This window comes from Leclercia sp. M50 (assembly GCF_037150775.1).
Lineage (GTDB): Bacteria > Pseudomonadota > Gammaproteobacteria > Enterobacterales > Enterobacteriaceae > Enterobacter.
Genome location: NZ_JBBCPK010000046.1, coordinates 1 through 21,493 on the forward strand (window position 1 = coordinate 1; position 21,493 = coordinate 21,493).

Genomic DNA, 21,493 nt, shown 5'->3' on the forward strand with positions numbered 1-21,493 from the left:
AGTCGGGGTGTCGTATTCAACGTGAGAAGTGTTGATGGTGATACCACGAGCTTTTTCTTCTGGTGCGTTATCGATCTGGTCGAATGCACGAGCAGAACCACCGTAGGTTTTAGCCAGAACGGTAGTGATTGCAGCGGTCAGGGTAGTTTTACCGTGGTCAACGTGGCCGATAGTACCAACGTTGACGTGCGGTTTTGTACGTTCAAATTTTTCTTTAGACACGGCTATATTCCTTACTATAGTGCCCCCTCACCGAGGGGGCACGGGACTTAGATTTTAACCCTACGGCTTATTTACCACGGGCTTCAATTACGGCCTGAGCAACGTTGTTCGGCGCATCATCATACTTCAGGAACTCCATGGAGTAAGAAGCACGACCTTTGGTCAGAGAACGCAGCTGAGTTGCATATCCGAACATTTCAGACAGCGGAACTTCAGCGTGGATCACAACGCCAGTAACGTTAGTTTCCTGACCACGCAGCATACCACGACGACGGCTCAAGTCACCGATGACGTCACCGGTGTTCTCTTCAGGCGTTTCTACTTCAACCTTCATGATTGGCTCAAGCAGAACTGGTTTCGCTTTCTTAAAGCCTTCTTTAAAGGCGATAGAAGCAGCCAGTTTAAACGCCAGTTCAGAGGAGTCAACGTCATGGTAAGAACCGAAGTGCAGACGAATACCCATGTCTACTACCGGGTAACCAGCCAGCGGACCAGACTTCAGCTGCTCCTGGATGCCTTTATCAACGGCAGGGATGTATTCGCCAGGAATTACACCACCTTTGATGTCGTTGATGAACTCGTAACCTTTAGGGTTTGAGCCCGGCTCCAGTGGGTACATGTCGATCACAACGTGACCGTACTGACCACGACCACCAGACTGCTTAGCGTGTTTACCTTCAACATCGGTAACTTTCTGGCGAATTGCTTCGCGGTAAGCAACCTGAGGTTTACCCACGTTAGCTTCAACGTTGAATTCACGCTTCATACGGTCAACGATGATGTCCAGGTGCAGTTCACCCATACCAGCGATGATGGTCTGGTTAGATTCTTCATCAGTCCATACGCGGAATGATGGGTCTTCTTTAGCCAGACGGCCCAGAGCCAGACCCATTTTTTCCTGGTCAGCTTTGGTTTTTGGTTCAACGGCGATAGAGATTACTGGCTCTGGGAACTCCATGCGCTCCAGAATGATCGGGTGATCTGGGTTACACAGGGTATCACCAGTAGTCACGTCTTTCAGACCGATAGCAGCAGCGATGTCACCCGCGCGAACTTCTTTGATCTCTTCACGTTTGTTCGCGTGCATCTGTACGATACGACCGAAACGCTCACGTGCAGCTTTCACGGAGTTCAGGATGGTATCACCGGAGTTAACCACACCAGAGTACACGCGGAAGAACGTCAGGTTACCCACGAATGGGTCGGTAGCGATTTTGAACGCCAGAGCAGCAAACGGCTCGTCATCACTTGCGTGACGCTCAGCCGGCGTGTCTTTACCGTCGTCCAGGATACCGTTGATCGCAGGAACGTCTACCGGGGATGGCAGGTAATCAACTACCGCATCCAGCATCGCCTGAACACCTTTGTTCTTGAACGCAGAACCACAGGTTACCAGGATGATTTCGTTGTTCAGAACACGCTGACGCAGAGCTTTTTTAATCTCTTCTTCAGACAGTTCTTCACCACCCAGGTATTTCTCCATCAGATCTTCTGAAGCTTCTGCAGCGGACTCGATCAGGTTCTGGTGCCATTCGTCAGCCAGGTCCTGCATGTCAGCCGGGATATCTTCATAAGTGAAGGTTACGCCTGCGTCTTCTTCATTCCAGTTGATGGCTTTCATTTTCACCAGGTCAACAACACCGGTGAAACCTTCTTCAGCACCAATCGCCAGCTGCAGCGGAACAGGGTTCGCGCCCAGACGGGTTTTGATCTGACCAACAACTTTCAGGAAGTTCGCACCCATACGGTCCATTTTGTTAACGAACGCAATGCGTGGAACTTTATATTTGTTTGCCTGACGCCATACGGTTTCAGACTGTGGCTGAACACCACCAACTGCGCAGTAAACCATTACCGCACCATCAAGAACACGCATGGAACGTTCTACTTCGATGGTGAAGTCAACGTGGCCCGGGGTGTCGATGATGTTTACGCGGTGTGGTTCATACTGCTTAGCCATACCAGACCAGAATGCAGTAGTCGCTGCGGAGGTGATGGTAATACCACGCTCCTGCTCCTGCTCCATCCAGTCCATGGTTGCGGCGCCGTCATGAACTTCACCGATTTTATGGTTTACACCGGTGTAGAACAGAATACGTTCGGTGGTAGTGGTTTTACCGGCGTCGATGTGCGCACTGATACCGATGTTACGGTAGCGTGCGATGGGTGTTGTACGAGCCATTTGATTCCTCGTTTATCTTTTTAGGCGTTCAGTTAAGTAACCCAAAGCGGGCTGCTTCGCTGAAGCGCCCGCCTGGTGACTAATACTCCGAAGGGATTACCAACGGTAGTGTGCGAACGCCTTGTTGGCTTCTGCCATACGGTGAACGTCTTCACGTTTCTTAACTGCAGTACCTTTGTTGTCTGCAGCGTCAGAAAGTTCGTTCGCCAGACGCAGAGCCATGGATTTATCACCGCGTTTACGAGCAGCTTCAACGATCCAACGCATTGCCAGAGCATTACGACGGACCGGACGGACTTCAACTGGTACCTGATAAGTAGAACCACCAACGCGGCGAGACTTAACTTCTACAGTCGGGCGCACGTTGTCGAGAGCTACTTCGAAAGCTTCCAGTTCATTTTTACCAGAACGCTGAGCCAGGGTCTCCAGCGCGCTGTATACGATTGCTTCTGCAGTAGATTTTTTACCATCTACCATCAGGATATTTACAAATTTTGCCAGCAGTTCTGATCCGAATTTCGGATCTGGAAGAATTTTACGCTGACCAATGACGCGACGACGTGGCATGGGAATACTCCGTTGTTAATTCAGGATTGTCCAAAACTCTAAGAGTTTAGTGTGACATTAAGATAAATCAGTTTGGCCTTACTTAACGGAGAACCATTAAGCCTTAGGACGTTTCACGCCGTATTTGGAGCGAGATTGCTTACGGTCTTTAACGCCGGAGCAGTCAAGCGCACCACGAACGGTGTGGTAACGAACACCCGGAAGGTCTTTTACACGACCGCCACGGATCAGGATCACGGAGTGTTCCTGCAGGTTGTGACCTTCACCACCGATGTAGGAAGTCACTTCAAAACCGTTAGTCAAACGCACACGGCATACTTTACGCAGTGCGGAGTTTGGTTTTTTAGGAGTGGTAGTATATACACGAGTACATACGCCACGTTTCTGCGGGCAGGCTTCCAGCGCAGGCACGTTGCTTTTTGCAACTTTGCGTGCACGTGGTTTGCGTACCAGCTGGTTAACTGTTGCCATTAAATAGCTCCTGGTTTTAGCTTTTGCTTCGTAAACACGTAATAAAACGCCCTCATACAATATGAGGACGCGAAATTTTAGGGCTACGTCGAAAAGGTGTCAAGAATTATACAGCGATCTCGGATCACCAGTTCATTTGGCCGGTGTGCTGGATGGCCAGATTGACGAAATCAGTATAGCTAACCACGTCAATTTTGGTTGAAATTTGACCAATGAGGCCGCGAGCCTCGATATCATCTTTAAGCGCTGAGACAGAGATGGGGGCATTACAGAGAATATCAACAAAGCGGCTGCCTTCTACTGCCGCCAGAACGCCATCCTGGATCAGCAGCACAGTATCACCCTCACGCAGCATGCTTAACAGGCTTTCGATGTCGCAGTGCCAGGGGGAACGGCTCAGGGTATGGAGCATGCGCGCCTCAGAATGTCAGGATTGTGTCGTAGTGGGAAAGCTGTTCCCGCAGTAATGCCGGTGCAAGTACAGTCGCGTCCAGAATGAAGGGGGTATTCTCTTTCAGGCCGCGGGCCTGCAGTGAAGCTGCACAGACATAGAACGTCTCGATGTCATACAACGGCAGGACTTTAAATGTCGAGATGTAATCCCGCGCCAGCACCGCCTGCGGCTGCTGACCGGCAAGCAGCTGAAATACGCCGTCTCCGATAAAGAACACACCGATCTCTTCCGTCAGCGCAGAAGTGGCCAGTAACGCATCCAGCCCTTCCCTTCCGGCGGCACTGCCATGTGGGGCAGAATGGAATACAAACGCAACGCGGTTCATCAGAATTGCACCATACGATCGCAGGTTAAGGCAGCCTGTGCCAGCGCCCCAAGACCGCTAAGGGAGAAGCCCTCGTTAAGATTCGCGGCAGGCAAACCGAGACGTTGCGCTTCATTCGCATCGCTTACGCCCCGACGCAGAGCCGCCGCCACGCAGATATGCAGGGCAACGCCATGCTCCTGGTTCAGCGACTGCCAGGCCCGGACCAGATCGAACTCGTCTGATGCGGGAGAGGTCAGCTGGTTTGCGTTATACACCCCTTCCCGATAAAAAAAGACGCTGACCAGCTCATGTCCGGCCGCCAGCAGTGCGCGGGCAAACTGCAACGCGCTGCTGGCCTGCTGTGTACCGTATGCCGGGCCTGTCACCATTAATGCAAAACGCATTACTTCTCTTGCCCCAGGAAATCGCCGCTTTTGAACTGACGGATGTAGAGATAGACCGTGTGCTTGGAGATGTTGAGGCGATCGGCCACCTGGTTAATGGCGTCTTTAATATCAAAGATGCCTTTTTCGTAGAGGTTAAGCACGATCTGACGATTCTTGGCATTGTTGGAGACGTTGCGATCGGCATTAACTTCTTCAATGGTGAATTCCAGCGTCTGGGTCACGAGATCTTCAACGGAAGAGGCAAAGTTTACTGTGGATCCAACATCCGGCGTTTCTGGCGGAATGAAGGTGTTCATGATCTGGGAGAACGGCACATCCAGGTTCATGTTGATGCACAGCAAACCAATCACGCGATGATCGCGGTTGCGGATCGCGATGGTCACGGACTTCATGAGAACACCGCTCTTCGCGCGGGTGAAATAACATTTGGAGACGCTGCTGTCCGCGCCGGTCATGTCGTGCAGCATACGCAGTGCAAGGTCAGTGATTGGCGAGCCGATTTTACGGCCAGTATGCTCACCATTGGCGATGCGGATGGCAGAACATTTCAGATCTTGCAGGGAGTGCAAAACGATTTCGCAGTGGGACCCAATGAGCATCGCTAACCCGTCCACTACCGCTTCGTAGGATTTCAGAATATCGAAATCGGTCTGATCGAAAGGACGTTGATCCAGCAAATCAAGTTCGCTGGTTTCGTTGGTTAAAAGCGACCTGGTCATGAAAAAAACACTCCTTTTCAGGAGCCTGTCGGTAGGTTTTCAGGGCAGGCTCATTATTTACACGGGCAATTAAGTTAATACAGCGTAGGTAGCGCTTCCAGTGTTAATTATATCTGTACCCCAATAAAAAAACCGCCGCTTCTGAGGCGGCGGTTTTAACCGGTTTACTTCTTGGTGGCTTCTGCCGGCGCTTCTGGCTTCGCGTCAGGCTTAGCATCCGCTTTCGGCGCTGGCTTGATGTCCAGCAACTCTACGTCGAATACCAGGGTGGAGTTAGCCGGGATACCCGGGACGCCCGTTTTGCCATAAGCCAGATCCGGTGGGATGACCAGCTTGATTTTACCGCCTTTCTTGATGTTCTTCAGGCCTTCAGTCCAGCCAGGGATAACACCATCAAGACGGAATGAGAGTGGCTCACCGCGGGTGTAAGAGTTATCGAACTCTTTACCGTCGGTCAGGGTACCTTTGTAGTTCACAACGACGGTATCGCTGTCTTTCGGTGCCTCGCCAGTCCCTTCTTTCTCTACTTTGTAGACCAGGCCAGTAGGAGAAGTTTTTGCGCCTTTCTCTTTAGCGAAAGCGTCACGGAAGGTTTTGCCTTTCGCTTCGTTCTCAGCCGCGTCTTTCTCCATCTTCTCCTGCGCTGCGCCTTTCACGCGCGCTTCGAAAGCCTGCAGAGTTTGCTCGATTTCCTGGTCAGACAGTTTGCTCTTGTCTGCAAACGCATCCTGTACGCCCGCGATCAGCTGCGCCTGATCCAGCTTGATGCCCAGCTTTTCTTGCTCTTTCAGAGAGTTTTCCATGTAACGGCCCAGAGATGCGCCCAGTGCGTAGGCTGATTTCTGGTCGTCATTTTTGAACGCCGCATTGCTGTCAGCAGTCGCAGCAGGTTTCGCCGCGGTATCGGCAGCGAAAGTCAGCGGCGCATGCAAAGCGACAGCCATCGTGGTCGCCAGCAGCGTTACTTTAAACAGTGATTTCATCCATTTCTCCAGGGCCGGGGACTCTCACCCCGTGTTAAGCGTAAATGAGTAGCGTACTATAAAACGTTGAGGAACAAATCTACAGGTAGACACCCCTGATTAGCACCACATTTCAGACTATTTTTGTTTAAATTAGTTTCGCAGCAAGGGGATGTTTACTGCGCGCAAGGATAATCTCAGGTAAAATTCGCCGCCGCCAGCCCCGGACGGGTTTAACGAAACAAACGAGGTGAATCATGCAGAATAGAGAGATGGAAGCACGTCTGGCTGAGCTTGAAAGCCGCCTGGCTTTTCAGGAGATCACCATCGATGAGCTGAATCAGACCGTCACCGCCCACGAGCTGGAGATGGCAAAGCTGCGGGATCTGATGCGTCTGTTAACGGAAAAAGTAAAAGCCTCCCAGGCATCGCACATCGCGTCGCAGTCGGAAGAGACGCCGCCACCCCATTATTGAGACGTAAAAAAAGCGGGAATATCCCGCTTTTTTGTGCCTTAAGGCGTAACGCTTAGTGGCAACCGCAGCCGCCGTTACCGCCGCAGCCGCCTTTACCGTGCTCGTGGCCATGGTCGTGATCGTGGCCGTGACCACCGCAGCAGCCATCGTGACCGTGATCGTGGTCATGACCGTGCGCACCATGAACGTGGCCGTGAGCCAGCTCTTCTTCAGTGGCTTCGCGGATCGCAACCACTTCAACGTTGAACTTCAGGTTCTGGCCAGCCAGCATGTGGTTGCCGTCAACCACAACGTGGTCGTCTTCAACTTCGGTAATTTCTACTGGAACCGGACCCTGGTCAGTTTCAGCCAGGAAACGCATGCCAACCTGCAGCTCATCAACGCCCATGAAGACGTCTTTAGGAACACGCTGAACCAGGTTTTCATCGTACTGACCGTAAGCGTCGTTTGCGCCTACAGCAACGTCAAATTTGTCACCAACTTCATGACCGTCCAGCGCGTTTTCCAGGCCGGAGATCAGGGAACCGTGACCGTGCAGGTAGTCCAGCGGCGCACTCACCGGAGACTCATCAACCAACACACCGTCTTCTGTACGTACCTGATAGGCCAGGCTGACCACCAGGTCTTTTGCTACTTTCATGATATCTCCTGAGCGTGGGAAAATTGCTGGCGCAGATTGTAGCCGAATTCTGCACCCGTGTACCCTTTAGCTTAAAAAAACTCGGGGCATATCGCTAGTCCGGATGAAAAATGCCGATCACTTGTTCTTCTTTGCGAACGTGATCGCGCACTTCTTTATCGGCTTCACGCATCTGGTGACCGCACTTAACACACTCAACAATATCGACATTGTTCTCTCGCCACATGGCCAGTGAATCCTGAGCCTGGCAGGCCGGGCATTTCGCGCCGGCGATAAAACGTTTACGTACCGCCATTCTTTACCTCGTTATTCATATTCATCCCAGCCGTCCGGCTGCCGACGCTCCTGCTGCATCTCACGCTGGAAAATCTCTTCCAGCTCGCGACGCGCCTCCCGTACGCGGGAAATCTGCACCGTATCGGTGTGGACCGGCATCAACTCGCGCAGCATGCGCATATCAAGACGACGGAAATGTAACTGCGCGCGCTGGGCCTGATGAGGATGCATACCCAGCGTCACTAATGCTTTACGCCCCAGCTCCAGCGCACTGGAGAAGGTCTCGCGGGTAAAATACTTTACCCCTGCCTGAAGCAGCTCATGTGCCTCAACACGCCCTCGCGCCCGGGCCAGGATGTGCAGATGGGGAAAATGCTGCTGGCAGATCTCCACCAGCTTCAGGGTGTCTTCCGGATCATTACAGGTGATAACAATCGACTCCGCCGCCTCTGCGCCTGCGGAGCGCAGCAGTTCGACCTGTGTAGCATCGCCGTAATAGACCTTATAACCGTACTTGCGCATCAGGTTTACCGCGCTGATGTCGCGCTCAAGCACCGTCACGCGCATTTTATTCGCCATCAGCAGACGCCCGATCACCTGACCAAACCGCCCGAAGCCCACCACGATCACCTGCGGTTTATCGTCCTCCACAAAGGGCGCTTCATGCTCATCTTCCGGGGCATTCATCCGGCGAGACAGCTGCTTATCGATAAGCTTCATGAGCAGCGGCGTGGTCATCATCGACAGCGTCACGGTCACTAACAGCAGCGCCATCTGGTCATCCTGAAACAATCTCTGGGACGATGCTGTGGAGAAGAGCACAAAAGCGAATTCGCCCCCCTGGCTCAGCACCCCGGCAAGCTGCGCCTTTTCCGCCTGCCGCAGGCCGTAAACCCGCGCCAGCCCATACAGCACCGCCATTTTAACCGTGACCAGCACGGCAACGCTCATCACCACCCACAGGATATGGGTGTAGAGCACGCCCAGATTCAGCGCCATGCCGACAGAGATAAAGAACAGCCCTAACAGCAGCCCCTTAAAGGGATCGATGGCAATTTCCAGTTCATGCCGGTACTCACTCTCCGCCAGCAGCACACCCGCGATAAAAGTACCGAGCGCCATCGACAAGCCCAGCGCATCCATAAACAGGGCCGATCCCAGCACCAGCAGCAGCGTCGCGGCGGTAAATACCTCGCGTACGCCGGAGGCGGCAATAAACCGGAACACCGGGCGGAGCAGATAGCGCCCTCCCACCAGCATGCCGGCAAAGGCCAACACCTTCATGCCGATCTTCATCCAGTCGAAATGTTCCTCTCCCGATCCTGCCAGCAGTGGAACCAGGGCCAGCGCGGGGATCACCGCCAGATCCTGAAACAGCAGGATCGAGAAGCCCAGCTGCCCCGCTTCGTTGCGGTTCATGCCCTTATCGCGCATCAGCTGTAACGCCATTGCCGTAGAGGACATCGCCAGACCAATCCCGCCAACCACCGCGGCCTGCCATGAGAACTGGGTCAGCATCAGGAGTCCACCAAGGATCACCGCGCTGCACAGCACCTGCGCGGCACCCACGCCAAAGATCGAGCGCCGTAGTTGCCAGAGCTTCGTCGGGTTCAGCTCAAGGCCGATAATAAACATCAGAAAGACGACGCCCAGCTCCGAGAAGTGCAGGATTTCGTCCACATCGCTGATGAACCCCAGCCCCCACGGACCGATGGCGATGCCCGCCAGCAGATAGCCGAGCACCGCGCCAATCCCCAGACGCGATGCCAACGGCACCGCCACCACGGCGGCAAACAGGAACAACACGCCTGCCAGTAAAAGATCTGAGCCTTCCATCAATGACCTCCCGTCAGATTTGGCCCCGCCAGCCACTCACCGTACGCGCGGGCATGGCTGGCCAGCTCATCCTGATGCTGCCGACGAGCCCAGTAGATAATGATCGGGCTCAGCCAGTGCATGCGGCACATGGCCGCCGTCAGCTCGAACGGGCGTAAGATCTCGTTCATCGAGTAGCGGTTAAGCCCATCGTGGCGATACGCACTCTCCGGCTCGCCAGTGGTAATGACGCTCCGCCAGGACTTTCCCGCCAGCTGGTTTCCTCCCACCCCACTGGCAAATCCACGGCTGAGCACGCGATCCAGCCACTCTTTCAGCAGCGCGGGGCAGCTGTAGGTGTAGAGAGGATGCTGAAATACGATGACGTCGTGTTGACGCAGCAGCTCCTGCTCATAGGGAATATCGATAAAAAAATCGGGGTAGTGCGCGTAAAGATCGTGCACTGTCACATTACTTAGCTGTAATGCCGGTTGTAGCAAAACCCGGTTGGCGACCGAGTCCTGAGACTCCGGATGGGCATACAGCAGCAGCACTTTGGCTGTCTGGGACATCATTCCTCTCCCGGGTCGTCATCACTGTTGTTTTGGGCTACCATGGCACACCCACGCGGCGCGTGGCGGCACATTTAACCTGATTATAATGACAACTTAACATAGTCGGAACATACGGCGCTCTATGATTGTTTTCTCCTCATTACAAATTCGTCGCGGCGTACGTGTCCTGCTGGACAACGCTACAGCCACCATTAACCCGGGCCAGAAAGTCGGCCTGGTGGGCAAAAACGGCTGCGGTAAATCCACGTTACTGTCATTGCTGAAAAACGAAATCAGTGCCGACGGCGGTAATTTTACCTACCCCGGCAACTGGCAGCTGGCCTGGGTAAACCAGGAGACGCCAGCCCTGAGCGTACCGGCGATGGATTATGTTATCGACGGCGATCGGGAATACCGCAAGCTGGAAGCGGAGCTGCATGCCGCCAACGAACGCAACGACGGCCATGCGATTGCCACCGTGCATGGCAAACTCGACGCTATTGATGCCTGGACTATTCGCTCCCGCGCCGCCAGCCTGTTGCACGGCCTGGGATTCAGTAACGAGCAGCTGGAACGCCCGGTCAGCGATTTCTCCGGTGGCTGGCGCATGCGCCTTAACCTGGCCCAGGCGCTGATCTGCCGCTCTGACCTGCTACTGCTCGATGAACCGACTAACCACCTCGATCTGGATGCGGTGATCTGGCTGGAGAAGTGGCTGAAGAGCTATCAGGGCACGCTGATCCTGATCTCCCACGACCGTGACTTCCTTGACCCGGTGGTGGACAAAATTATTCATATCGAACAGGAAACGATGTTCGAGTACACCGGCAACTACAGTTCGTTTGAGCGCCAGCGCGCGGTACGCCTCTCCCAGCAGCAGGCGATGTACGAAAGCCAGCAGCAGCGTGTGGCGCACCTGCAGAGCTTTGTCGATCGCTTCAAGGCGAAAGCGTCAAAAGCCAAACAGGCCCAGAGCCGCATTAAGATGCTGGAACGCATGGAGATGATCGCCCCGGCGCACGTCGACAACCCGTTCCACTTTAGCTTCCGCGCGCCGGAAAGCCTGCCCAACCCGCTGCTGAAAATGGAAAAAGTCAGCGCGGGCTATGGCGAGCGCATCATCCTGGACTCCATCAAGCTCAACCTGGTGCCGGGTTCCCGCATCGGTCTGCTCGGGCGCAATGGCGCCGGTAAATCGACGCTGATTAAGCTGCTGGCGGGCGAGCTTGCGCCGGTACGTGGCGATATTGGTCTGGCGAAGGGCATCAAGCTGGGCTACTTCGCTCAGCATCAGCTGGAATTTTTGCGCGCGGACGAATCGCCACTACAGCACCTGGCGCGTCTGGCCCCGCAGGAGATGGAGCAGAAGCTGCGGGATTATCTGGGCGGCTTCGGCTTCCAGGGCGATAAAGTGACCGAGAATACTGAGCGCTTCTCCGGCGGCGAAAAAGCGCGTCTGGTGCTGGCCCTCATCGTCTGGCAGCGCCCGAATCTGCTGCTGCTCGATGAACCGACTAACCACCTGGATCTGGACATGCGCCAGGCGCTGACCGAGGCGCTGATTGAGTTCGAAGGCGCGCTGGTGGTCGTTTCGCACGATCGTCACCTGATCCGCTCCACCACCGACGATCTCTACCTGGTGCACGACAGTAAAGTAGAGCCTTTCGACGGCGATCTGGAAGATTATCAACAGTGGCTGACGGACGTACAGAAGCAGGAAAATCAGCCAGAAGAGGCAGCGAAAGAGAACGCTAACAGCGCCCAGGCGCGTAAAGACCAGAAGCGCCGTGAAGCAGAGCTACGCACCCAAACCCAGCCGCTGCGTAAAGAGATTACCCGTCTGGAAAAAGAGATGGAGAAGCTCAACGCCACGCTGGCCAGCGTGGAAGAGAAGCTGGGTGACAGCGGCCTGTATGACCAGACGCGTAAAGCCGAGCTCACCGAGTGCCTGCAGGTGCAGGCCAAAACCAAATCCAGCCTTGAGGAGTGCGAAATGGCCTGGCTGGAGGCGCAGGAACAGCTCGAAGAGATGCTGCAGGCGGACTAATCCTTCCTGGCTTAGCAGGCGGCAACTCAACCGCCTGATAAGCCGCGATTAAACAAATGTAAAAAGTATCAGGCTGTATAGTAAAAGCAGACCACACAAATACTTCACAACCCTATGACACAAACAATCCCATCTGAGTTTAACTTTACGCCTGACGAGAGTGCGACGTTTGTCCCCATGCGGGGCCTGTCGAATCGACACCTGCAGACCATGCTGCCGCGTCTTATCCGTCGTAAAGTGCGTTTTACCCCTTTCTGGCAGCGCCTTGACCTGCCGGATGATGACTTCGTTGACTTAGCCTGGAGCGAAGATCCGCTTCAGGCACAGCACAAACCCCGGCTGGTAGTCTTTCACGGTCTGGAGGGCAGCCTGCACAGCCCCTATGCTCATGGTCTGGTTGAGGCGGCGAAAGCGCGCGGTTGGCTGGGCGTGGTAATGCATTTCAGAGGCTGTAGCGGCGAACCCAATCGCCAGAAACGCATCTATCACTCTGGCGAAACAGAAGATGGTACCTGGTTCCTGCGCTGGCTGGCAGAGACTCACGGCCCTGCCCCCACCGCTGCGGTAGGCTATTCGCTGGGGGGAAACATGCTGGCCTGCCTGCTGGCAAAAGAGGGGGACGCTATTCCGCTGGACGCCGCCGTTATCGTTTCTGCTCCGTTTATGCTGGAACAGTGCAGCTATCATATGGATAAGGGCTTTTCGCGCGTCTATCAGCACTACCTGCTTAACCTGCTGAAAGGCAACGCCTCACGTAAACTGAAAGCCTATCCGGGCTCGCTGCCGGTCAACCTGGAGCAGCTCAAGCGCATGCGACGCATTCGTGAATTTGACGATCTGATCACCGCGAAAATCCATGGCTTTGCCGATGCGATTGACTACTATCGCCAGTGCAGCGCCATGCCGTTGCTGAATCAAATCACCCGGCCTACGCTGATTATTCACGCGAAAGACGATCCGTTTATGGATCATCACTCGATTCCGGCGCCGGAACATTTACCGGCAAACGTAGAGTATCAACTGACCGAACATGGTGGGCACGTGGGCTTTATCAGCGGAACGCTGCGTAGACCGCAGATGTGGCTGGAGACACGTATCCCGGACTGGCTAACCCCCTATCTGGAAAAATAGACATGATCATTCCCTGGCAGGATCTGGCTCCCGAAACGCTGGATAATCTGATTGAAAGCTTTGTGTTACGCGAAGGCACCGATTATGGTGAAGAGGAACGTTCGCTTGAGCAGAAGGTCGCGGATATCAGGCGCCAGCTGCAAAGCGGTGAGGTGCTGGTCGTATGGTCCGAGTTGCACGAAACTGTCAACATCATGCCTCGCAATCAATTTCGCGGTTAACCGCGACATCTTTCCACTCAGGGAGTTGCTATGTCCACCAGACATCCGGTTATCGCCGTCACAGGGTCGAGTGGTGCAGGTACCACCACCACCAGCCTCGCCTTTCGTAAGATCTTCTCGCAACTGCATCTGCGTGCCGCGGAGGTCGAAGGCGACAGCTTTCACCGCTACACCCGCCCTGAGATGGATATGGCCATCCGCAAGGCCCGTGATTTAGGCAAACATATCAGCTACTTTGGCCCCGATGCTAACGACTTTGGCCTGCTGGAGCAGACCTTCGCAGAGTACGGGCGAAGCGGCACGGGCCAGTCGCGCAAATACCTGCATACCTATGATGAAGCGGTACCGTGGAACCAGGTTCCGGGCACCTTTACGCCTTGGCAGCCGCTGCCAGAACCCACCGACGTGCTGTTTTATGAAGGTCTGCACGGCGGGGTCGTCACGCCGCACCATGACGTGGCGCGCCATGTCGATCTGCTGGTGGGGGTAGTGCCTATCGTCAACCTGGAGTGGATCCAGAAGCTCACGCGGGACACCAGCGAGCGCGGCCATTCCCGAGAAGCGGTGATGGATTCGGTGGTTCGCTCCATGGAAGATTACATTAACTTCCTCACGCCGCAGTTTTCCCGCACCCATATTAATTTCCAGCGCGTCCCGACTGTGGACACCTCTAACCCCTTTGCCGCAAAAGCGATCCCGTCGCTGGATGAGAGCTTTGTGGTGATCCATTTCCGCAATCTGGACAATATCGATTACCCCTGGCTGCTGGCGATGCTGCAGGGCTCGTTTATCTCGCACATGAATACGCTGGTGGTCCCGGGCGGGAAGATGGGACTGGCGATGGAGTTGATCATGACGCCGCTGGTGCAGCGGTTAATGGAAGGGAAGAAGATCGATTGAGGCTTGTAGGCCGGGCAAACGAAGTGCCGCCCGGCGTTTGATCCGGGACTTACGCCTCGATCACTTCATACGAATGGGTAATATTGACCGCTTTTTCCAGCATCAGCGCCACGGAGCAGTACTTCTCCGCAGAGAGATCCACCGCGCGGGAGACCGCAGCATCTTTTAGCGCTTTGCCGGTTACCACGAAATGAAGGTTGATATGGGTAAAGAGACGCGGCGCTTCATCCCGGCGCTCTGAAGTCAGTTTCACTTCGCAATCGGTCACATCGTGACGCCCTTTTTGCAGAATCGAGACCACGTCGATAGCGCTGCATCCCCCTGCCGCCATCAGAACCACTTCCATCGGGCTGGGTGCTTTATCACCGGAGTTGCCATCCATCAGAATCTGGTGCCCCGAGGCGGACTCACCGAGGAACGTTAACCCTTCAACCCATTTCACACGTGCTTGCATTTTAACTCACTCCAGGCTTGCATTTTTTCTGTCAGATTACGCGCCAGTAACAATTCTGGCAAAGGAAGTCGACCTGCATCAAGCTGAAGCGAGACACCAGGAGACACGCGGCAAAACCTATGCTAAAACAGTCGTGATGCTACAGTAATACATTGACGTTGCACATGTATGCAGAGGACATCACACATTACAGGCTGCTAATTATTGTGACAGCCAGATCCCCAGGTAAGGGGAAGAATTCGATTGCAACCCCAGAGCGAAGGTAGAAAGCCTGACTCTGGAGACAGCTTATAACAGAGGATAACAGCGCATGGTGCTTGGCAAACCGCAAACAGACCCGACTCTCGAATGGTTCTTGTCTCATTGCCACATTCATAAGTACCCATCGAAGAGCACGCTGATTCACCAGGGTGAAAAAGCGGAAACGTTGTATTACATCGTCAAAGGCTCAGTGGCAGTGCTGATCAAAGATGAAGAAGGCAAAGAGATGATCCTCTCTTACCTGAATCAGGGAGACTTTATCGGTGAACTGGGCCTGTTTGAAGAAGGTCAGGAGCGTAGCGCCTGGGTCCGGGCAAAAACTGCGTGTGAAGTGGCTGAGATCTCTTATAAGAAATTCCGCCAGCTGATCCAGGTTAACCCGGATATCCTGATGCGCCTCTCTTCGCAGATGGCTCGCCGTCTGCAGGTCACCTCTGAGAAAGTGGGTAACCTCGCCTTCCTGGACGTGACGGGCCGTATCGCTCAGACGCTGCTGAACCTGGCGAAACAGCCAGACGCCATGACCCACCCGGACGGTATGCAAATTAAAATTACCCGTCAGGAGATCGGTCAGATCGTCGGTTGTTCCCGTGAGACAGTGGGTCGTATTCTGAAAATGCTGGAAGATCAGAACCTGATTTCCGCCCACGGTAAAACCATCGTGGTTTACGGAACACGTTAATTCCGCTAAGACGGCGTGGCATCGCATGATGACACGCCGTTTTTGTCTCTCTCACCCATGTGGCGCAGGCTCATTTATCACCCGGAAGTTAACTACGCACTACGGCAAACCCTGGTGCTGTGTCTCCCTGTTGCTGTGGGGTTAGTTCTCGGTTACCTGCAATACGGCCTTCTGTTTTCTCTCGTTCCCGCCTGCTGCAACATTGCGGGTCTCGACACGCCCCATAAACGCTTTTTTAAACGCCTGATGATCGGCGGCTGCCTGTTTGCCGGCTGTAGTCTGGCGGTGCAATTGCTGCTGGCGCGCGATATTCCGCTGCCCCTCATTCTGACCGCCCTGGCGATGACGCTGGGCGTCACGGCGGAGATCAGCGCCCTCCACGCCCGCCTGCTGCCCGCCTCGCTGATTGCGGCCATCTTTACCCTGAGCCTGGCGGGGAATTTACCGATCTGGGCACCGCTGCTGATCTACGCCCTGGGGACACTCTGGTACGGGCTGTTTAACTGGTTCTGGTTCTGGCTGTGGCGGGAGCAGCCGCTGCGTGAATCCCTGAGCGTACTCTACCGCCAGCTGGCTGATTACTGTGAAGCCAAATACACCCTGCTGACCCAGCACACCGACCCGGAAAAATCGCTGCCGCCGCTGCTGGCGCGCCAGCAGAAGGTGGTGGACCTGATTAGTCAGTGTTACCAGCAACTGCATATGCTGGCGGCGAACAGGAATCATGAATACAAGCGGCTGCTGCGTATCTTCCAGGTGGGGCTGGATCTGCAGGAGCATATCTCCGTTAGCCTGCATCATCCGCAAGAGGTGCAAAAGCTGGTCGAGCGCAGCCACGCTGAAGCGGTGATCCGCTGGAACGCGCAGACCGTCGCCGCCCGGCTGCGGGTACTGGCCGACGATATTCTCTATCACCGCTATCCCACCCGCTTTAACATGGACAAACAGCTCGGCGCGCTGGAGAAGATTGCCCGCCAGCATGCGGATAACCCGGTCGGCCAGTTCGCCGCCTGGCACTTCAGCCGTATTGCCCGCGTGCTTCGCACCCAACGCCCGCTCTACCCGCGTGACCTGATGGCGGATAAGCAGAAGCGCCTGCCGTTGATCCCCGCCCTGAGAAGCTATCTGTCGCTAAAGTCTGCCGCCCTGCGTAATGCGGCACGTATCAGCGTCATGCTGAGTATCGCCAGCCTGATGGGTATGGCGCTGCACCTGCCTAAGCCTTACTGGATCTTAATGACCGTTCTGCTGGTGACGCAAAACGGCTACAGCGCCACGCGGGTGCGCATCCTCCACCGGGCAGGCGGCACGATGGCGGGGCTGATTATTGCGGGGATCACCCTGCACCTTCACGTCCCGGAAGGCTATACCCTGACGGGTATGCTGCTGGTAACGCTGGTGAGTTACCTCATCATCCGTAAGAACTACGGCTGGGCGACGGTGGGCTTTACGCTGACCGCGGTCTACACCCTGCAACTGATTACGCTCAATGGTGAGCAGTTTATTATCGCCCGGCTGGCAGATACGCTGATTGGCTGCCTGATTGCCTTTGGCGGCATGGTGTGGCTGTGGCCGCAGTGGCAGAGCGGATTGCTGCGACAGAACGCCCACGACGCGCTGGAGGCCGACCAGGAGGCCATCCGCCTGATCCTCAGCGACGATCCGCAACCCACGCCGCTGGCCTGGCAGCGCATGAAGGTCAACCAGGCGCACAATGCCCTGTTCAACTCCCTCAACCAGGCGATGCAGGAGCCGGGCTTCAATTCGGCCTATCTGGCGGATATGAAACTGTGGGTGACGCACAGCCAGTTTATCGTCGAGCATATCAACGCGATGACGACCCTGGCGCGGGAGCATACGATGCTGACGCCAGACCTGGCGCAGCGTTATTTGCAGTCGTGTGAAATCGCCCTTCAGCGCTGTCAGCAGCGTCTGGAGTATGACGAGCCGGGTGAGAGCGGAGACAGTAATATTCTGGAAGCGCCAGAGACCCTGACGCACGGCCCGATGAGCACGCTGGAACAGCATCTGCAGCGCATTCTGGGGCATCTGAATACTATGCACACCATTTCGTCGGTGGCCTGGCGCCAGCGTCCACATCATGGCATCTGGTTGATCCGGCGTTTGAAACGCACACCGTATTAAACGCCGGGTGGCGCTGCGCTTACCCGGCCTACGGTCTTGTAGGCCCGTGCAAGCGTAGCGCCGCCCGGCTACACAGCTACTGCTGAACCACCCGCTTCACCGCCTGCGCAAAGCGGGTCATCCCCTCTTCGATATCCTGGCTTTCCACCAGCAGCGACGGCGCAAAGCGCATCACGTCCGGCCCGGCGTTGAGCACCATCGCCCCTTCGCTGGCGGCGGCGTAGAGAAAATCGCGCGCCCGGCCTTTGTACTGCGGCTTCAGTTCGGCACCAATCAACAGTCCCATGCCGCGGATATCACTGAAGACATCGTACTGCGCATCGATCTGCTGGAGATGCTTCACAAACTGCTCGCGCTTCGTATTGACGCCGCTCAGCACTTCCGGGGTATTGATAATATCGAACGCCGCCCCGGCAACCGCGCACGCCAGCGGGTTGCCGCCATAGGTCGAGCCGTGAGAGCCCACGTGGAATGCCGACGCGATATCCTGCGTGGTGAGCACGGCGCTCACCGGGAAGCCACCCCCGAGCGCTTTGGCGCTGGTCAGGATGTCCGGCGTCACGCCGTAGTGCATATAAGCAAAGAGATCCCCGGTACGGCCCATGCCGCTCTGCACTTCGTCAAAGACCAGCAGGGCCTCGTGCTGATCGCACAGATCGCGTAGCCCCTGCAGGAATTCTGGCGTTGCCGCCATCACGCCGCCTTCACCCTGGATCGGCTCAACCACCACCGCACAGGTGTGATCGTCCATCACCGCTTTTACCGCATGCAGATCGTTAAACGGCACGTGGATGATGTCGGCCGGTTTCGGGCCAAAACCATCGGAATATTTTGGCTGACCGCCCACGGTCACGGTAAACAGCGAACGGCCATGAAACGCATTGTGGAAGGCGATGATTTTGGTTTTAAACGGGCTGTGGCGGGTGGAGGCGTAATAACGGGCCAGCTTGAAAGCGGTCTCGTTGGCTTCGGTGCCGGAGTTCATAAACAGCACACGCTCGGCAAAGGTAGCCTCGATGATTTTGCGCCCGAGACGTAGCGCAGGTTCGTTGGTAAAGACGTTGCTGGTGTGCCACAGGGTTTCGCCCTGGGTTTTCAGCGCCTCGACCAGCGCCGGGTGGCAGTGACCTAACGCAGTCACCGCAATGCCGCCCGCAAAATCAATGTACTCTTTGCCCTGTTGATCCCAGACGCGGCTGCCTTTCCCCTTCACCGGGATAAACTCAGCCGGTGCATAAACTGGCAGTATCACTTCATCGAATGTTGCGCGCGTAATTGCAGATTGTTCAGTTGCCATGTAACCCCACCCTTTTTTAAGCACAAAGCAGAAGTGAAAATATAATCACGAAATATGCTTAAAAAATCACTTTATGGCAACTAAAAATCAACGATTGAGGAAATTAGCCAGCAGCTGGTGGCCCTGTTCGCTGAGAATGCTTTCGGGGTGGAACTGCACCCCCTCCAGATCCCATTCACGGTGACGGATACCCATGATCTCCTGCGTTTCGCTCCAGGCGGTGACCTCAAAGCAGTCGGGTAAGGTGGGCGGATCGATAATCAGTGAGTGATAGCGGGTAACGGTAAGGGGGTTGTTCAGACCGCAGAAGACCCCGACGCCGTTGTGCGTCACCGGGGAGGTTTTGCCATGCATCACTTTCGCGGCCCGCACAATGGTGGCGCCAAAGACCTGGGCGATGGCCTGATGCCCGAGGCAGACGCCCAGAATCGGCACTTTACCGGCATAGCGCTGGATCACCGCCAGCGAGATGCCAGACTCATCCGGCGTGCAGGGGCCGGGCGAGATAACGATTTTTTGCGGATTGAGCGCAGCGACATCCTCCAGCGAGAGTGCGTCGTTGCGCCGGACCACCACCTCCGCCCCCAGCTCGCAAAAATACTGGTACAGGTTCCAGGTGAAGGAATCGTAGTTATCAATCAGCAGAATCATGGCGGCTCCTGAAAAAATGGCCGCCCTATTCTACTCAGTTTCCCCGGCTTCGCTTACCACTTTACTGAAGATTGCGTTCAACGCGCTCAGATCCCCCATCGCACCGCTCTGGTTGGCCTGCGCCCACTCTTCCGGATCGATATCGCGCCAGTCAAGCTGGTAGCCCGCATGGATCGCCAGCTGCTCAAAGAAGATGCGCTGAACAATACCGTTGCCGATGCGGAACGGATGCAGAACGTTGATCTCGCAATAGTAGTGGCTGAGGCGGTTAATGAACTCCTCTCTCTCCAGCCCGACGAGATAGCCCTCCTCCTCCAGATCCTGCATCAGGGCGTTGCCCTCTTTTTCGATGTAGGCGAAGTGGCAGAAGCGGGTATCGCCCTGGTAAATATCCATCTCACGAATATCACCCGCCCAGTCAAAGATATCCTGATAGATATGCTGATGAATGGCGCACAGATGTGGGAGGCCGCGCAGCAGCGGCCCCAGCCCCAGGGTTGCCGCTCGCAGTGCGGTAAATTCATACGCCGCCTGCGCCAGACGCTCCGCCTGGCGGATGCCCAGCCGGTTACGCATGACATTCAGGCCGGGATAGAGATAGGGATCGCGATCGTTGCCGTATTTATCGCTCATACTGCCTCCTGAGCTCCTCAACACGCAGTTCTGCCTCGTCGGCATTGAGCGTGACTAAGGGACTATCGACGCCTTCAAGACGGCGACTGGCCTGAAAATTCGCGTTTCGCTGTTGTTCCCAAAGACGGGATTTTTGCTTATCAGTGAGTTTTTTCACCCTTTTCCTCCCTGCTTGTGCCCGTGTTGCCACAAGTATAAGCAGCAAACTGCGGTTTCGCAGGGAGGTAAAGGCAACGCGGGCAAAACTTGCCCGCGCCTTTAAGGATTAAGGCAGGACTTTCGCGGAGAGGATAACTATCGGTTTTGACGGCACATTCTGGTAAGGGCCGACGTCGTGCGTCTGCACCTGAGAAATTTTATCGGCTACATCCATGCCTTTCACAATTTTACCAAATACCGCATAGCCAAAGTCACGCTGGCCATGGTCGAGGAAGGCGTTATCCGCCACGTTGAGGAAGAACTGACTGGTTGCGCTGTCTTTATCGGCGGTACGCGCCATGGAGATAGTGCCGCGGGTGTTACGCAGGCCGTTATCCGCTTCGTTCTTGATTGGCGGGTTTGGCTGCTTCTGCTGCATCTGCTCGTTGAAGCCGCCGCCCTGCACCATAAAGCCTGGGATCACACGGTGGAACGTGGTGCCGTTATAAAAACCGCTGTTGACATAATCGAGGAAGTTTTTCACAGAAACGGGAGCTTTCTGGCTATTCAGTTCCAGCTCAATGTTGCCGGCAGAGGTGGTCAACAGAACGTGCGGGTCTCCTTTCGCTGCCAGCGCAGCAGGAGAGAGGGCTGAAAGAGCGAATACAGCCGCGACAGCCGCCAGAGTTGATTTGAGCATGAGAATTCCTTAACAAAGCGCAGTAAAGAAAGCGAATGGCTTGATTCTAAAGAGCAGTATGAATCCAGGCCAGCCCTTTACCTAATTTTACCTATTTGAAACAGATGTAACCGCCCGGCAAAGTCGTGCCAGCACCATTAACGTGATTAATATCACTATTTATTATGCAATGAATGATTAA

At 55.2% G+C, this 21,493-nt stretch carries 26 protein-coding genes; 7 read left to right on the forward strand and 19 right to left on the reverse strand.

What is annotated here, in order from left to right; all coding sequences use genetic code 11:
- The 9 genes from WFM46_RS12740 to fkpA form a co-directional block, all read right to left on the reverse strand.
- On the reverse strand, positions 1 to 222 hold a 222-nt coding region (locus WFM46_RS12740), incomplete at its 3' end, for a GTP-binding protein (protein WP_227502482.1).
- A gap of 67 nt (positions 223 to 289) precedes the next feature.
- A complete protein-coding gene (fusA, locus tag WFM46_RS12745; RefSeq protein ID WP_103824850.1) occupies positions 290 to 2,404 on the reverse strand; it encodes an elongation factor G in 2,115 nt (704 codons plus the stop codon).
- 96 nt (positions 2,405 to 2,500) lie between these two features.
- Positions 2,501 to 2,971 carry a 30S ribosomal protein S7 gene (rpsG, locus tag WFM46_RS12750; RefSeq protein ID WP_004106370.1) on the reverse strand — a complete coding sequence of 157 codons (471 nt, stop codon included), beginning with the start codon at positions 2,969 to 2,971 and terminating at the stop codon, positions 2,501 to 2,503.
- 96 nt (positions 2,972 to 3,067) lie between these two features.
- The gene (rpsL, locus tag WFM46_RS12755) at positions 3,068 to 3,442 is read right to left on the reverse strand and encodes a 30S ribosomal protein S12 (RefSeq protein WP_003023654.1); all 375 of its coding nucleotides are present in this window, start codon (positions 3,440 to 3,442) and stop codon (positions 3,068 to 3,070) included.
- A gap of 124 nt (positions 3,443 to 3,566) precedes the next feature.
- The gene (gene tusB, locus WFM46_RS12760; protein WP_103177270.1) at positions 3,567 to 3,854 is read right to left on the reverse strand and encodes a sulfurtransferase complex subunit TusB; all 288 of its coding nucleotides are present in this window, start codon (positions 3,852 to 3,854) and stop codon (positions 3,567 to 3,569) included.
- A gap of 7 nt (positions 3,855 to 3,861) precedes the next feature.
- Complete coding sequence (gene tusC, locus WFM46_RS12765; protein ID WP_103177271.1) at positions 3,862 to 4,221, reverse strand: sulfurtransferase complex subunit TusC; 360 nt, start codon at positions 4,219 to 4,221, stop codon at positions 3,862 to 3,864.
- Positions 4,221 to 4,607, reverse strand: coding sequence for a sulfurtransferase complex subunit TusD (gene tusD / locus WFM46_RS12770; protein ID WP_103177272.1), 387 nt, complete (start codon positions 4,605 to 4,607; stop codon positions 4,221 to 4,223). Before tusD ends, tusC begins: the two co-directional genes overlap by 1 nt.
- The gene (locus tag WFM46_RS12775; protein WP_103177273.1) at positions 4,607 to 5,329 is read right to left on the reverse strand and encodes a helix-turn-helix transcriptional regulator; all 723 of its coding nucleotides are present in this window, start codon (positions 5,327 to 5,329) and stop codon (positions 4,607 to 4,609) included. Before WFM46_RS12775 ends, tusD begins: the two co-directional genes overlap by 1 nt.
- A 164-nt stretch (positions 5,330 to 5,493) precedes the next feature.
- On the reverse strand, positions 5,494 to 6,312 hold the full coding sequence (gene fkpA / locus WFM46_RS12780) for an FKBP-type peptidyl-prolyl cis-trans isomerase (RefSeq protein WP_103177274.1): 819 nt from the start codon (positions 6,310 to 6,312) through the stop codon (positions 5,494 to 5,496).
- 236 nt (positions 6,313 to 6,548) lie between these two features.
- Here fkpA and WFM46_RS12785 point away from each other — a divergent pair, with 236 nt between their 5' ends.
- Positions 6,549 to 6,767 carry a protein SlyX gene (locus WFM46_RS12785; RefSeq protein WP_103177275.1) on the forward strand — a complete coding sequence of 73 codons (219 nt, stop codon included), beginning with the start codon at positions 6,549 to 6,551 and terminating at the stop codon, positions 6,765 to 6,767.
- A gap of 52 nt (positions 6,768 to 6,819) precedes the next feature.
- Here WFM46_RS12785 and slyD read toward each other — a convergent pair whose 3' ends face one another.
- The 4 genes from slyD to kefG form a co-directional block, all read right to left on the reverse strand.
- Positions 6,820 to 7,407, reverse strand: coding sequence for a peptidylprolyl isomerase (gene slyD, locus WFM46_RS12790; RefSeq protein WP_103177276.1), 588 nt, complete (start codon positions 7,405 to 7,407; stop codon positions 6,820 to 6,822).
- Between the two features lie 94 nt (positions 7,408 to 7,501).
- The gene (locus tag WFM46_RS12795; RefSeq protein WP_336997750.1) at positions 7,502 to 7,702 is read right to left on the reverse strand and encodes a YheV family putative zinc ribbon protein; all 201 of its coding nucleotides are present in this window, start codon (positions 7,700 to 7,702) and stop codon (positions 7,502 to 7,504) included.
- An 11-nt stretch (positions 7,703 to 7,713) separates the two neighbouring features.
- Entirely contained in the window at positions 7,714 to 9,519 is a 1,806-nt protein-coding gene (kefB, locus tag WFM46_RS12800; RefSeq protein ID WP_103177278.1) for a glutathione-regulated potassium-efflux system protein KefB, read from the reverse strand.
- Complete coding sequence (kefG, locus tag WFM46_RS12805; RefSeq protein WP_103177279.1) at positions 9,519 to 10,073, reverse strand: glutathione-regulated potassium-efflux system ancillary protein KefG; 555 nt, start codon at positions 10,071 to 10,073, stop codon at positions 9,519 to 9,521. Before kefG ends, kefB begins: the two co-directional genes overlap by 1 nt.
- 121 nt (positions 10,074 to 10,194) lie before the next feature.
- On the opposite strand from kefG, the gene WFM46_RS12810 reads away from it, so the two are divergent.
- The 4 genes from WFM46_RS12810 to WFM46_RS12825 all read left to right on the forward strand — a co-directional run bounded on the left by WFM46_RS12810 (position 10,195) and on the right by WFM46_RS12825 (position 14,351).
- Positions 10,195 to 12,099, forward strand: coding sequence for an ABC transporter ATP-binding protein (locus WFM46_RS12810; protein WP_336997751.1), 1,905 nt, complete (start codon positions 10,195 to 10,197; stop codon positions 12,097 to 12,099).
- A 114-nt stretch (positions 12,100 to 12,213) separates the two neighbouring features.
- Positions 12,214 to 13,230, forward strand: a complete 1,017-nt coding sequence (locus WFM46_RS12815) for a hydrolase (RefSeq protein ID WP_336997752.1) — start codon at positions 12,214 to 12,216, stop codon at positions 13,228 to 13,230.
- A 2-nt stretch (positions 13,231 to 13,232) separates the two neighbouring features.
- The gene (locus WFM46_RS12820; RefSeq protein WP_103177282.1) at positions 13,233 to 13,451 is read left to right on the forward strand and encodes a YheU family protein; all 219 of its coding nucleotides are present in this window, start codon (positions 13,233 to 13,235) and stop codon (positions 13,449 to 13,451) included.
- 30 nt (positions 13,452 to 13,481) lie between these two features.
- Positions 13,482 to 14,351, forward strand: coding sequence for a phosphoribulokinase (locus tag WFM46_RS12825; RefSeq protein WP_336997753.1), 870 nt, complete (start codon positions 13,482 to 13,484; stop codon positions 14,349 to 14,351).
- A gap of 49 nt (positions 14,352 to 14,400) precedes the next feature.
- Here the strand turns inward: WFM46_RS12825 and WFM46_RS12830 are convergent, their stop codons facing one another.
- On the reverse strand, positions 14,401 to 14,805 hold the full coding sequence (locus tag WFM46_RS12830) for an OsmC family protein (protein ID WP_103824831.1): 405 nt from the start codon (positions 14,803 to 14,805) through the stop codon (positions 14,401 to 14,403).
- Between the two features lie 310 nt (positions 14,806 to 15,115).
- Here WFM46_RS12830 and crp point away from each other — a divergent pair, with 310 nt between their 5' ends.
- Positions 15,116 to 15,748 (forward strand): cAMP-activated global transcriptional regulator CRP, encoded by a 633-nt coding sequence (gene crp / locus WFM46_RS12835; RefSeq protein WP_000242758.1) that lies wholly within the window; start codon positions 15,116 to 15,118, stop codon positions 15,746 to 15,748.
- 57 nt (positions 15,749 to 15,805) lie between these two features.
- The gene (locus tag WFM46_RS12840; protein ID WP_336997761.1) at positions 15,806 to 17,893 is read left to right on the forward strand and encodes a YccS/YhfK family putative transporter; all 2,088 of its coding nucleotides are present in this window, start codon (positions 15,806 to 15,808) and stop codon (positions 17,891 to 17,893) included.
- A gap of 76 nt (positions 17,894 to 17,969) precedes the next feature.
- On the opposite strand, the gene argD is transcribed toward WFM46_RS12840, so the two are convergent.
- The 5 genes from argD to ppiA form a co-directional block, all read right to left on the reverse strand.
- Complete coding sequence (argD, locus tag WFM46_RS12845; protein ID WP_336997754.1) at positions 17,970 to 19,190, reverse strand: bifunctional acetylornithine/succinyldiaminopimelate transaminase; 1,221 nt, start codon at positions 19,188 to 19,190, stop codon at positions 17,970 to 17,972.
- An 87-nt stretch (positions 19,191 to 19,277) separates the two neighbouring features.
- Positions 19,278 to 19,841, reverse strand: coding sequence for an aminodeoxychorismate synthase component 2 (gene pabA / locus WFM46_RS12850; RefSeq protein WP_336997755.1), 564 nt, complete (start codon positions 19,839 to 19,841; stop codon positions 19,278 to 19,280).
- A 30-nt stretch (positions 19,842 to 19,871) separates the two neighbouring features.
- Positions 19,872 to 20,474, reverse strand: a complete 603-nt coding sequence (locus WFM46_RS12855) for a putative adenosine monophosphate-protein transferase Fic (RefSeq protein ID WP_336997756.1) — start codon at positions 20,472 to 20,474, stop codon at positions 19,872 to 19,874.
- Positions 20,464 to 20,631: a YhfG family protein gene (locus WFM46_RS12860; protein WP_336997757.1), complete on the reverse strand. Its 168-nt coding sequence runs from the start codon at positions 20,629 to 20,631 to the stop codon at positions 20,464 to 20,466. Before WFM46_RS12860 ends, WFM46_RS12855 begins: the two co-directional genes overlap by 11 nt.
- Before the next feature lie 108 nt (positions 20,632 to 20,739).
- Positions 20,740 to 21,312 carry a peptidylprolyl isomerase A gene (gene ppiA, locus WFM46_RS12865; RefSeq protein WP_180209776.1) on the reverse strand — a complete coding sequence of 191 codons (573 nt, stop codon included), beginning with the start codon at positions 21,310 to 21,312 and terminating at the stop codon, positions 20,740 to 20,742.
- Positions 21,313 to 21,493: the final 181 nt, after the last annotated feature.